Genomic DNA, 12,525 nt, shown 5'->3' on the forward strand with positions numbered 1-12,525 from the left:
AGTACCGCCGTGCTGTTGTGGCGAGGTTGTCGTGCTGTTGTCCGCGGATTCAGCCGACCAGGCGGCGACGCCAGTCCAGCGGCGTGACCGTGATCGACCGGCCGGGGTCACGGTCCCACCGGGTGCTCAGACCGGCTGCTTCGAGGGCGGCCACGACCTCGTCGCCGATGGCCGTGGTCGTCTCGGACGAGCCGTCGAAGCCGCCGTACAGGAGCGTCAGCCCGTGACCTGCCGCGGCGGACTCCGTGCACTGCGAGTGGAAGTAGACGAACCCGCGGGAGCCCGGCCCGGCCTCGGTGCCGATCTCCGCCTGGCCACAGCTGCGGCAGCAGGCGAAGTTCTCGCGGGCGGTGATGCCGTTGCGCTGCAGGGCGGCGAACGCGCGGGTGAGCCGTTCGGGGTCGGTCTCGCCCTGCCAGGACTGCTGTTCCGCGACCCGTTCCAGCCACAACCGGTCTGCCAGCGCCTGCGCCTGCTCGCGTGACACCGGCCGGCGGTCCTCGGTGACCAGGTAGTCCTCCGCGAGCTCGGCCAGCTGGGCACGGGAGCAGTAGCCGCCTGCCAGCGCCTCGCGGACGCGGGTCTCCAGCTCCTCGTGCTCCTTGTCGCCGAGGTCGAGCGGCGGCACCTCGCGGGCGGGCGGCAGGCCCAGCGGCGACCAGGCCAGACCGCTGTCCCACCCAGCTTCCCGGCGCGCCCAGCCGGTGAGCGCCGCGATCACGGCCCCTGGCTGCTCGGCCGTCGTCTCGAAGTGCCGGTCGGCGCCGCCGTCGCGGTGCTCCACCGAGTAGTCGCCGCCGGCCGCGTGCCAGACCTGGGCGAAGACGTCGGGCAGGTCCGGCACCCGCTGGATCACCAGGAACCGGTCACCGTCTCCGCCGATGCGCTCGACCAGCCCGGCCAGTTCCTCGGCGGACACGCGGACGTGCCGTTCCCCGGTCTCCGTCCGCACCACGATCTCCAGCATGCGCAGACTCTAATGGGGCACCGCATCCGGATCAGCCGTAGCAGGCACCGAACGAGATGTTGACCTGCGTCGAGGTGATGCTGCGGCCCTTCTCCGACGCGACGAACGCGGCGACGCTGCCCACGTCGGCCATCGTCGCGGCGCGCTTGAGCGGTGACGCGCCGATGATGCCCTGCCGGGCCCCCTCCATCTCGGGGATGTCCGGGAAGGTGTCGATGATGCCGCCGGTCAGCAGCGTCACGGTGCGGATGCCGTGCGGCGCGAGCTCCACGGCCCACTGCTTGCGCAGCGCCTCGACGGCGTCGAAGCCGATCTGCACGTTGCCCATGCCCGCCGTGGTGTTCGCGTGGTCGGAGCCGCCGAAGAACAGCAGCACGCCGGACTCCTGCTTCACCATGTGCCTGGCCGCCGCCTTGGTGGTGATCAGCTGGGTGGTGAGGCCCTTGCCGATGCCCGCGACGAAGTCCGTCGTCGAGATGTCCGACAGCGGCTGGAAGATCCCCTCCATGGTGATGAGGTTGACCGAGATGTCGACGCTGCCGGTCTTCTCCACGACGGCGTCGACGTGGTCGTTCACCGCGGCGGCGTCCAGCGCGTCGACCACGGCCGTCTCGACCTGGCCGCCCGCCGTGCGGATCCGGTCCGCGACCGTTTCCAGCTTCGCCGGGGTGCGGCCGGCCAGGAAGACCCGCGCGCCCTCGGCGGCGAAGGCGTCGGCCATCGCGCCGCCGATCGAGCCGCCGCCGCCGTAGATCACGGCGGTCTTGTTCTCCAGCAACATGTTCTTCTCCTTGTCGTTGCCGGAGAACCTATGCCCGGTGCGGGTGGATCCACATCGGTCACGTGACTGGCGTGCGACCGGCCCGCGGGCCGGCGGGTAAGTCATCCGAGGCCGAGCTGCGCCAGTTCGATCCGCTTGGTGACGCCCAGTTTCGGGTACGCGCGGTACAGGTGGTGGCCGATCGTGCGGGGGCTCAGGAACAACTGCGCGCCGATCTCCTTGTTGCTCAGGCCCGCCGCCGCCAGCCGGACGACCTGCACCTCCTGCGGCGTCAGCGTCTTCAGCACGTCGTCGGCTTCCAGGGAGGTGGACGGACGTTCGCCGAGCGCGGTCAGTTCGCTCGTCGCGCGGGCCTGCCAGGTCGACGCGCCGAGCCGCGTGAAGCCGGCCAGGGCGGCGGCCAGTGCGGTGCGGGCCTCGCCGCGGCGGCGTCTTCGGCGCAGCCATTCGCCGTGCAGCAGCTGGGTTCTGGCCTCGTCGAACCGGCCGGTGCGCAGGTCGAGTGCCGCCCTGTAGTGCTCTTCCGAGTCCTCGATCATCGCTCGGCAACGCAGGGACAACGCGGTCGCGACAGGACTGTCCACGTGCGTCGCCCACCGGTCGAACGCCGCGAGCTCCTCGGTCACCTCGCCGGGACGGCCGTCGCGGACCGCCGCCTCCACCAGGTCGGGAACCGCGCGGACGAGGAAGTCGTACCTGGCAGGTCCCGTGCACACGGCGTGCAACGCGTCGAACGCGGCTCCGTACCGTCCCGCGGCGAGATCGAGCAGGCCGAGGCCCCAGAACGTCATCGCGGTGCCGACGGCGTGCCGTTTCTCGAGCACCGGCAGCACCTCGGCGGCCAGTGCGCGGCAGCGTGGTTCGTCGCCCGTCACCGCGGCCAGCCACACGGACGCCGACCGCAGCACCGCGACCTCCATGTCCATCCCGAACTCGGTGCTCAGCGCCACCGCCTCGGCCAGACAGGTCTGCGCGGTGAGGAAGTCGCCGTGCAACGCCTGGGCGAACGCCAGGACCTCCTGCGCGTAGGGGATCCAGGTCAACGCCCCGCTGGCGCGCGCCTCGGCGACCATCACCTCCATCGCCGCGATGGTCGCCCGGTCGTCGGCCAGCATCAGGCCGCTGAACCCCGCCACGACCCGGTGCATGACGTCCTCGCCCGGCCCGCGACCGAACTCGACCATGGCGCGCAGCGGCGCGACGGCGTGCTCCGGCCGGCCGCTCAACAGGTCGCCCCAGCTGATCAACGCGTCGGCGGACGCGCGCGGCCTGGAACCCGGCTCCAGCCGCAGCCCGGACATCAGCCTTCCGCCCTCGGCGACCAGGGGCAGCGCGCCGGCGTCCCGGCCTGCGCAGATCATCTCGGTCAGCATGACGACGGCCCGTTCGGGATCGCTGTCCTTGATCAGCTTCGCCGCCTCGGACGCGAGCGCGGCGTCCGCCTCGGGGGAGGTCCGCTCGTACTCGATCTGGCCCCGCAGCAGCGTGGCCTCCGCGATGGTGGCCGGATCGGTGGTGAGAGAGGTGACCTCGACGGCCAGGCGGGCCGCGCGGTCGGGTTTGCCCGCGTCGTAGGCGGCGAGCGCGGCCTTGGCGATGCGCCGCGCCTTGAGCTCGGGATCCACGCTCAACCGGCCGGCCCGGTCGTACGCGGCGGACACGGCCATGGCCCCGCCACGGCGTTCCGCCCTGATCGCGGTCCGTTCGAGCTCGGCGGCCACCGCCTCGTCCGGCTCCGTCGTGGCCGCCGCGAGGTGCCAGGCCCTGCGGTCGAGGACGTCCGGGGCGGTGAGCGCCTCGGCGAACGCCCGGTGGACCGCGATCCGCTGGTGGTGGGTGGCGCACTGGTAGGCGGCGGCACGCACGAGTGGATGCCGGAACGTCAGTTCCCCGTCCGCCACGCTGATCAGTCCCGCGCGTTCGGCCGCGTCCAGGTCGGAGGTGTCCGCGCCGACCGCACGGGCGACGCACAGCACGGTGTCCATTCCGGCGAAGCGGTCGGCGGCGGCGACCAGCAGGATGGACTGCGAGGTCTGCGGCAGGTCGACGATCTGGTCGCGGAACGTGTCCTGCACCCGTCGCGTGACCGGCAACGGACCGACCTGGTGCGCGGGTTCCGCCCGGCCGTCACGCTGTGCGGACAGCCGCGCCGCACCGAGTTCGAGCAACGCGAGCGGGTTCCCGTTGGACTCCTCCAGGACCCGCGCCCGCATCGGCGCCGTCAGCCCGGGACTGTGCCGGTCGAGCAAGCCGGCCGCCGCGTCCGGAGACAGGCCCGGCAACCGCAGTTCCTCGATGCCGGGCGTGCGGAACGGGACGGCCGTGTCGCGGACCGCGAACAGCATCACCACCGGGTCCGCCTGGAACCGCCGGGCGGCGAACAGCAACGCGTCCGAAGACCCGCGATCGAGCCACTGCGCGTCGTCGACCACGCACAACAGCGGTTTCTCCGCTGCCAGCTCGGCGAGCAACGTCAACGTGGCCGCGCCGATCAGGAACGGAGTGGTAGTCGTGTCGCTGCTCAGCCCGAACGCGCCCCGCAGCGCCGCCGACTGCGGTCCGGGCAGCGAGTCGAGCCGATCCAGGTAGGGGTACAGCAGCAGGTGCAGCGCGCCGAACGCCAGCTCGGCCTCGGACTCGATGCCGACACCGCGCAGCACCCTCATGTCCGTGGCCACCGTCACGGCGTGGCCGAGCAGCGCGGACTTGCCGATCCCCGCCTCGCCTCGCACGACCAGCGCCGTGCTGCGACCGGAAGCCGCCTGCCCCAGTGCCTGCTCGACGTGGTCCCGTTCCCCATCCCGGCCGACCAGCATGGACCGAGAGCTTAGGGCCTGTATCGAAGTCTGGTCCGCGATAGCCGGGCCCGGCGCTCTCACCGGGACGGCACGGGGCCAAGTGACCTGGGTCACTTATGGACCCGGTTTCTGTGACCTGAGGTGAGACTCGCCGGTCTCCCATGGCGTGCAGGATCAGTCGGCGAAGGGTGCGGAAGTGACGGGTCGGGAGTGGCTGGGGCAGGTGGACGCGGAGCAGGTGGAGGCCGCGCGGGCCGGTGATCGGGCGGCGCTCGACGCCGTGGTCGCGGGTTGCCTGCCGCTGGTCTACAACGTGGCCGGTCGGGCGCTGCACGCCGACGCCGAAGTCGACGACGTGGTCCAGGAGACGATGGTCCGCGTGATCCGCGGCATCGACGCGCTGCGGGAGCCAGAGCGGTTCCGGTCCTGGCTGGTGGCCGTCACGATCAACCAGGTCCGCGAGCACTACCGGCGCCGCGACCTGGCCCCCGCCCCGCTGGAGGAGTACGACCGGGCCGATCCCGGCGCCGAGTTCGTCGAGGTGGCGTTGTCGCGGCTGCACTTCGCCCAGCAGCGCCGGGAGGTCGACGAGGCAGCGCGGTGGCTCGATCCCGCTGATCGCGAACTGCTGGCGCTGTGGACCCTCGAACGCGTCGGGCAGCTGACCAGGGCCGAGGTGACCGACGCGCTCGACCTCGGCGCGCACACCGTCACGGTGCGGGTCAGCAGGTTGAAGGGCCGCCTGGAGACGATCCGGCACCTGGTGCGCGCGTTGTCGATGGAACCGCGCTGCGCCGGGCTCGACCGGGCCGCGCAGGGCTGGAACGGCGAACCGAACCCGTTGTGGCGCAAGCGACTCCTGCGGCACGTCGACGAGTGCGGCCGGTGCCGGCGCGGCGTGGACGACGCGATGCCGGTCGAGCGCATCCTGACCGGTGCCGCACTGCTCGTGGTCCCGGCCGCCTACCTGCCGCGACTGCTGGAGGGCCTGCGGGACGTCACGCCGGAGGCCGTCGCGTACGCGCCCGGCCTCGGGCCCGATCCCACCCATGCCGCTCATCTCGCGGAACCCACCGGTGTGTTCGGCAAGCTCGCGGGCATCGCCAGTGGCAAGCCCATCCTCGTGGTGGCCGGTGCTGCAGCGGTGTGCGCGCTCGTCGGCGTGGTCGGCACCGTGGTGCTGCTGCCCTCCGACCCGCCCGCCGCCGTCGCCGGGCCGAACACCACCCAGGGGCTCGCCCTCACCACGTCCTCGTCGCAGGCGGCGGAAACGACGTCGAGCGCGCCGCCGTCCAGCGCCACCACGACAACGACCACCACCACGACCACGACGACCGCTCCACCCGAGCCCGTGCGCGCCGCCACCCCGGAGGAACGCGTCCTGGCGTTGATCAACGAGACCAGGGCGAAGGACGGCCTGCCCCCGCTGTCGGTCGACCCGGCACTGGTCACCGCGGCCGACCGCCACACCAGGGCGATGATGAGCAACGGCTGCGGCCTGTCGCACCAGTGCGCCGGCGAGAGCGGCCTCGGCGAACGCAGCACGGCGGCGGGCGTGAAGTGGAGCTCCGTCGCGGAGAACGTCGGCATGGGCGGCCCGGTCAAGGACAACGTGGACGCGATCTCCAAGATGGCGCTCGGCCTCACCCAGGGCATGATCGACGAGAAGCCGCCGAACGACGGCCACCGCAAGAACATCCTGAGCAAGTCGTCCACGCGCATCGGCATCGTGGTGATCCGCGACGCCAAGGGAACCGTGTGGATGACGCACGACTTCGCCGGAAGTTGAGCCGCAACACACAATTAAAAAAGATCATCCTGAAGTCGTACGTGGGAACGCGACCACAGTCGGACGCGTGACGATCCGTCCGGAAAGCACTGTCTCTCCTGTGCAGACCGTCACCTACCGCTGGCCGACCGCGGTCACCACCGACACCCCGGAACTGTTGCGCTGGACGGGTTTCGGCGGCGCGCTCCTGCTCACCGCGGGTGCGTGGGCCGTGAGCGCCAGAGCAGGGGGACTGGCGCTGGGGGTCGCGATCGCGGGCGCCGGACTGGTCGTGCTGGCGTGGACGCTGCTCGGCCGCACCAGGCCGGACGCCCCGTGGCTGCGCAGGACTCTGGCGTGGTGGTGCGGGCCGTTGCTGGTGGCCCCGCCGCTGTTCAGCGGGGACGTCTTCAGCTACCTGGCCCAGGGCGAGGTGGCGGCGAAGGGCCTCGACCCGAACGTCGTCAGCCCGGCGGTCGGGGCGAGCGCGGAGGCGGTGGCGCGGGTCGGCGTCTACTGGCGCGAGACGCCGTCGCCGTACGGGCCGCTGTTCACCGCGGTCGAACGCTCGATCACCCAGGTCACCGGCGGCGATCCGGTGGCGGGCATCGTGGCGTACCGGCTGGTCGCCGTCCTGGGGTTGCTGCTCGTCGTGTGGGCCGTGCCGAGGCTCGCGGCCATGACGGGCGTGCCGGAGCGCGCGGCGTTGTGGCTGGGCGTGATGAACCCGTTGGTGCTGTGGCATCTCATCGGTGGCGTCCACAACGACGCGTTGATGCTCGGGCTCATGCTGTCGGGCACCGTCATCGCGTTCCACGCACTGCCTGAACTGAAGTGGTGGCCGTTCACGGCCGGTGTCGTGCTCATCGGGCTGGGTGCTCAGGTCAAGCTGCCGGCCCTGGTCGCGCTCGCCGTGGTCGGCACCGCGCTGGCCCGCAGGCTGGGCGGTGGCTGGGTGCGGTTCGTCGCCGCCGGACTCGGGATGGTCGTGGCCGCCGTGGTGGTGTCGGTCGTGACGTCGCTGGCGGGCATGTCCGGTTTCGGCTGGGTGCAGGCGCTCGGCACGCCGTCGAAGGTCAACAGCTGGATGGCGCCGACCAACTGGCCGGGCTATCTGGCGGGTGCGGTGTTCGGGCCGGAAAGCGGTCAGGCGATGATTTCCTCGGCACGGATCGCGGGGCTCGTGCTGATCCTGTGCGGGGTGGCGGTGGTGATCGACCGGCAGCTGCGCGGCAGGGTCTCTCGGGTTACGGCGCTGGGGATGATGATGAGCCTGATCGTGGTGCTGGGGCCGGTGATCCAGCCGTGGTACCTGCTGTGGGCGGTGCTGCCGCTGGCCGCGTGCCTGCCGGTGGGGAAGTGGCGGACCAGGGTCGCCGTGCTCGCCGGGGTCTTCGCGCTGCTGGTGCCGCCGCTCGCGGGCAACTTCGCGGGCCGCGTGCCCGAGCTGATCGGCGCCTACGTCCTCGGGATCGCCCTGGTCGGTGGCGCGTACCTCGTCCTGCGCAGGGCGAGGGTGTCCGTTGCGCAAGCCTGACCTCGCCCGCTACGGCGCGGCGGCGGTGGCCGGCGGCGCACTGGCCCTGAGCTTCCCGCCGCGTACGCTCTGGTGGCTCGCCGTGCCCGCGTTCGTGGTGCTGTGGCTGGCTTTGAAGGGCGCGGGCGCGCGTCGCAGCGCTGGCCTCGGGTTCGTGTTCGGGCTGACGTTCTTCCTGCCGCACCTGTGGTGGATCCAGCACTTCCTCGGCGACGACTTCGGGCCGTGGCCGTGGCTGGTGCTCAGCGCGTTGATGGCGTTGTTCATCTGTGCCGTGTGTGCGCTGTTCCCGCTGGTGGCCCGGCTGCCCGCGGCGCCGGTGTGGGCAGCGCTGCTGTTCGTGCTGCAGGAGACCGCGCGCGGACTGATCCCGTTCAACGGCTTCCCGTGGGGCCGCGTCGCGTTCGGCCAGGTCGACGGCCCGTTCGCGCGGCTCGCCGTGATCGGTGGCGCGCCGCTGGTGACGTTCGCGGTGGTCTTCACGGGATTCGGCCTGGCCGCCTGGTTCCCCAAGTGGACCCGTGCCTGGGCGTTGGTGCCGATCGTCGCCGCGCTCGCCGTCAGCCCGTTGATCTCGATCGAGGCCCAGACCGGGCAACGGACCGTCGGCGTCGTTCAGGGCAACGCTCCCGACCTCGGGCTTGGTCTGCTCACCGAGGGCGCCACCCTGCGCGCCAACCACCTGCGCAAGACCGCCGAACTGGCGGCGCTGGTCCGTGGCGGCGCGCTGCCGAAGCCGGATCTCGTGGTGTGGCCGGAGAGCGCGACCAGGACCGGTGACCGCGACCCGGTGCTCGACGGCGCCATCGCCGACCTCGGCGTGCCGACGCTGGTGAGTGCGTTGCGCCACGGGCAGAACTCGGTCATCGCGTGGGACCCGAAGACCGGGGCGGGCAAGTCGTACGCGAAGCAGGAACTCGTCCCGTTCGCCGAGCACATCCCGTTGCGCCCGCTCGCCCGGATCTTCACGCCGTTCGCGGACCAACCGGACCTCGACGCGGGCACCGAACCCGGCGTGCTCGACATCGCAGGCACGCGCGTGGGCGTCGGCATCTGCTACGAGGTCGCCTACGACTACGTCCTGCGTGAGAGTGCGGCCGACGGCGCGCAACTGCTTGTGGTGCCGACGAACAACGCCTGGTACGGCCGGGGCGAGATGACCTACCAGCAGCTCGGGATGGCCCGGCTGCGCGCCATCGAACACGGCCGCGCGGTCGTCGTCGCGGCGATCAGCGGCGTGAGCGCGGTGGTGCGCCCGGACGGCAGCGTGGTGCAGTCGACCGGGATGTTCACCGACGACCTGATGGTGGACACCGTGCCGTTGCGCTCGGACCTGACGTTCGCGACGAGGTTCGGCGGCGCGATCCACGTCCTGCTCACGGGCGCGGCGCTGGCCGCGTGCGTGGTCGGGTTGTGGAGGCGCCGCCGCGCCTCAGTTCTTGCCGAGCAGGGCTGACCCCAGCAGCGTTCGCTGGTGCAGCACGGACAACCCCTGTCTCTCCGTCGTCAGCAACCCCGCCTCCCGCAGCACGCTCGTGTGCCGGCTGACCGAGGACGGGGACGCCCCGAGGCGTTCCGCCAGCTCGGTCGTCGTCGCCCCGGCACCGACCGCCGCCAGGACCGCGGATCGGGTGTTGCCGAGCAAGGCCGCGAGCGCGCCCTGCTCACGCCGGCCGCTGTCGAGTTGCCGCTGCCAGGTCCAGTCGTGGTGCAACGGGTACACCACGGTCGGCGGGAGCTCCGGATCAGCGAACGCGACAGGCGTGCGGCGGCAGAAGTACGACGGCACCAGCCGCAGCCCACGCCCGTTGAGGTGCAGGTCCCGGTCGTGCGCGTACTGGACCTCCAGCACCGGCGGCCGCCAGTTCATCAACGGCCACATGCCCCGCAGCAGTCCCTCGATGGACCCCGCGACGCCATTGCGATGCACACGATCGGTCTCGACGGCCTCCTCGATCAGATCGGTGTACGGCGCGATGACCGCGCAGTGATAGCGGGCCAACGCCTCGGTGAGCTCCAGAAGGGACTCGCCGTCACCCGCCGCCAGCGGACGTGTCCACTCAGGTGTGGGACGCACGTCCTCCAGCAGCCCGAACTCCTCTCGCAACCGGTGCCGCGGTGTGGACCGGATCGCGGCGAGCGCGCTCCCCAGGCCCTGCGCGCCCTCCGGCGGCGTGAGGAAGTCGGGGAAGTACGGTCCCAGCGGGGCGAGCACGGACAGCGTTCGGACGCCGGACGTGATCACCTGCCGGTCGCCGTTGCGGCGGATGTGACGCAGCCACGGCTGCAACAACAACCCGCTGTCCAGTTCGGTCAGCCGAAGCCAGCTGAACACCATTTCCCAGAGTGGATCCACCCTTTCCGCTACCTGCGTACGCTCCAGATCGCCAGGCGAAAAATGGATGCGCAACACAGCAACCTCCCCAGGCCAGGTCACCGCGCACAACAATACTGGGCGTGTCACTCCGCCGAATTGCGCAACGAAAACCGGACGCGGGACTAAGGCCCCGCGCCCGGTTCTGTGCTATCAGGCTGGATCAGCCGCAGGTGGTGCTGACCCACTGGTGCGAACGCACCTGGTAGGTGCCGGCGAGGTCACCCTTCTGACCTTGCTTCGTGCAACCGATCGAGTTGTTGTACCCCGTGTTGCGGTAGAACCTGACGCCCTTGGCGGAGGAGGTCCCCCGGTTGTAGACGGACTTGACCTCCTTGGTCGTGGCCCAGGAGCACTTGTAGGTCCCCGCGGTCCAGTCCGAGTCCGCCACGTCCCACATGCACCGGCCGCCGGTTCCGCCGAAGCCGTTCCAGAAGCAGATGTTGCCGGTGTTGCAGTCCCAGGCGGCGAGAGCCTGGCCGGTCTCGGAGTCGAACGCCGCGCCCACAGCGGCGGCCTCGGCGACCGGAGCCTCCGCCTGAGCGCTCGGTGCCGCGAGAGCGACGGTGAAGAGCATGGCGAGTGGCATCAACGCCAGCAAAATACGCCGAACGAACCTCAAAGGATTCCTCCCTAAACCCGAAATGAATTCGGCCGTCGTCACTTTAGGCAGAGAGAGGATCTGGAAGAAAGCTATTGCTTCGTGGCGCAAAAGCACATTTCACGGCCGTCGGGTGTACCTGTGTTTCACGCCGGCCGGGAAGTACTCCGGATCTCCTGCCGGTCGCAGCACGACCTCGGGCAACTGCCGCTCGGCCGGGACGTAGTGCGCGAACTCGCTGTTGAGTCGCAGCAGCTGGGTCCGCACCGCCTCCGCGATCACCGCCGCGTCCGCCGTCGCGCCCTGCGCGGTCTCCACGGTGATCCGCAACAGCCGATCGCGATCTTCGTTCTCGACGGACTCGATCACGAACTTTCCCGTCACCGTCTCGCTGATGCCGGGCTGCTCCAATCCGACGGTCACGTTCTCCGGATAGACGTTCGCGCCGAAGAACGACACCGTGAACAGCGACCGCCCGAACAGGAAGACGAACGGCAGCGCCGGGCCCGGCGGGGGAGTGAAGCCGTTGCGGGCGCAGTAGGCCAGCAGGTCGGCGTGCTCCAGAAGCCCGCCCTCGTCGGCGATCCGGTAGCGGATCAGCGGGATGCCGCCGTCCGAGGTGAACACCAGCGTGCCGTCGTGCACCTCGAAGAACCGGCTCGCCGGGTCGTACTGCACGAGCGTGGGCAGCCGCGAGTCGCCGAAGATCTCCCGCGCCTTCTCCGGGTGGTCGGCGAAGAACCTGCGGATGCCCGCGGACAGCGCCGTCTCGTTGCCCAGCACGCCGGAATCCGCTGTGCCGTAAAGAGAAGCGACGTCACTGATCGGGTCCGCGATTCCAGCCCGCTGCGAAACCAGGTCACGCCACTGCTCGCTGAACACCTCACCCGCGAGCACGAGCTTGATCCGGTACGCGGGCCAGTCGACGCCCTGCGCGAGCCCGGTGTCGACGACGTCCTTCACGAACGGCGGGTAGCCCAGCAGCACGACCTGCCCGAAGTGCGGCGCCAGTTCCGGCAGCACCCGCAGGATCTCGGCCTTGTTGTTGCCCGGCGCCACGACCGTGATCGGGCAGCCCTTCGCCGCGAGATGCCGCACGCAGGCCTGCGTGAACAGCCCGCCCACCCACGTGCCGAGCGGGAAGCACACCACGGCCAGCGTCCTGCGCTCGTCCGCGTGGAATCCGTCCACCAGCACCTGCTCGAACCGCCGCGCCACGTGCAGCTCGTCCTCCAGCGCCCGCGGCCAGATCGTCGGCCTGCCACTGGATCCCGACGACACGGCGATCATGTCGCAGTTCTCGAGCCGTCCGCCGCGGCACAGTTCCGGCAGCGGGTACCGCTCGTGGTAGTTCGCCTTCTCGAGCAACGGCAGCCGCTGGAAGTCCTCGAACGTCTCGATACGCGCGGGCTCGATCCCGTTCTCCCGCAGGAGCTTCCGGTAGGCGGGCACGGTCGCGGCCGTGTGCTGGAACAGGTCGAGCACCCAGCTCGGGGACTTCGGCTCGGCGGGAGCGAAGAAGTCGTCGAACGCCTGGCGCACTCGGGTCTGCCGGCTGCTGTCCATCGCCCGAGCGTATCGATCTGATCCACATTCCACCCGAACCAGACGAACGACGGTTCACGGGGAGTGCCCGTCGCTTCTACCGTCTGTGTCTGACCGGGAAACCCCCTGCTTCCCGGTCGTGAGGAGTACAGCT

Annotated in this window: 9 protein-coding genes; 3 read left to right on the forward strand and 6 right to left on the reverse strand. The window is 70.8% G+C overall.

What is annotated here, in order from left to right:
* Positions 1-49: 49 nt before the first annotated feature.
* The 3 genes from OG205_RS06205 to OG205_RS06215 form a co-directional block, all read right to left on the reverse strand.
* Positions 50-967: a DUF6891 domain-containing protein gene (locus OG205_RS06205; protein WP_330275268.1), complete on the reverse strand. Its 918-nt coding sequence runs from the start codon at positions 965-967 to the stop codon at positions 50-52.
* 31 nt (positions 968-998) lie between these two features.
* A complete protein-coding gene (locus tag OG205_RS06210) occupies positions 999-1,748 on the reverse strand; it encodes an SDR family NAD(P)-dependent oxidoreductase (RefSeq protein WP_330275269.1) in 750 nt (249 codons plus the stop codon).
* Positions 1,749-1,849: 101 nt separating this feature from the next.
* Positions 1,850-4,564 carry an ATP-binding protein gene (locus OG205_RS06215; RefSeq protein ID WP_330275270.1) on the reverse strand — a complete coding sequence of 905 codons (2,715 nt, stop codon included), beginning with the start codon at positions 4,562-4,564 and terminating at the stop codon, positions 1,850-1,852.
* Positions 4,565-4,742: 178 nt separating this feature from the next.
* On the opposite strand from OG205_RS06215, the gene OG205_RS06220 reads away from it, so the two are divergent.
* The 3 genes from OG205_RS06220 (at position 4,743) to lnt (ending at position 9,307) form a co-directional block, all read left to right on the forward strand.
* Positions 4,743-6,335 carry a sigma-70 family RNA polymerase sigma factor gene (locus tag OG205_RS06220; RefSeq protein ID WP_330275271.1) on the forward strand — a complete coding sequence of 531 codons (1,593 nt, stop codon included), beginning with the start codon at positions 4,743-4,745 and terminating at the stop codon, positions 6,333-6,335.
* Positions 6,336-6,402: 67 nt separating this feature from the next.
* Positions 6,403-7,851 (forward strand): polyprenol phosphomannose-dependent alpha 1,6 mannosyltransferase MptB, encoded by a 1,449-nt coding sequence (gene mptB / locus OG205_RS06225; protein ID WP_330275272.1) that lies wholly within the window; start codon positions 6,403-6,405, stop codon positions 7,849-7,851.
* Complete coding sequence (gene lnt / locus OG205_RS06230; protein WP_330275273.1) at positions 7,838-9,307, forward strand: apolipoprotein N-acyltransferase; 1,470 nt, start codon at positions 7,838-7,840, stop codon at positions 9,305-9,307. Before mptB ends, lnt begins: the two co-directional genes overlap by 14 nt.
* Here lnt and OG205_RS06235 read toward each other — a convergent pair.
* The 3 genes from OG205_RS06235 to OG205_RS06245 form a co-directional block, all read right to left on the reverse strand.
* Positions 9,284-10,189, reverse strand: coding sequence for an ArsR/SmtB family transcription factor (locus tag OG205_RS06235; RefSeq protein WP_330275274.1), 906 nt, complete (start codon positions 10,187-10,189; stop codon positions 9,284-9,286). The genes lnt and OG205_RS06235 overlap by 24 nt on opposite strands.
* A 199-nt stretch (positions 10,190-10,388) precedes the next feature.
* On the reverse strand, positions 10,389-10,814 hold the full coding sequence (locus tag OG205_RS06240) for a peptidase inhibitor family I36 protein (RefSeq protein ID WP_330275275.1): 426 nt from the start codon (positions 10,812-10,814) through the stop codon (positions 10,389-10,391).
* Positions 10,815-10,946: 132 nt separating this feature from the next.
* Positions 10,947-12,392, reverse strand: a complete 1,446-nt coding sequence (locus OG205_RS06245; RefSeq protein WP_330275276.1) for a phenylacetate--CoA ligase family protein — start codon at positions 12,390-12,392, stop codon at positions 10,947-10,949.
* Positions 12,393-12,525: the final 133 nt, after the last annotated feature.

Source organism: Lentzea sp. NBC_00516, from assembly GCF_036346835.1.
In the GTDB taxonomy this organism is placed as follows: Bacteria; Actinomycetota; Actinomycetes; order Mycobacteriales; family Pseudonocardiaceae; genus Lentzea; species Lentzea sokolovensis.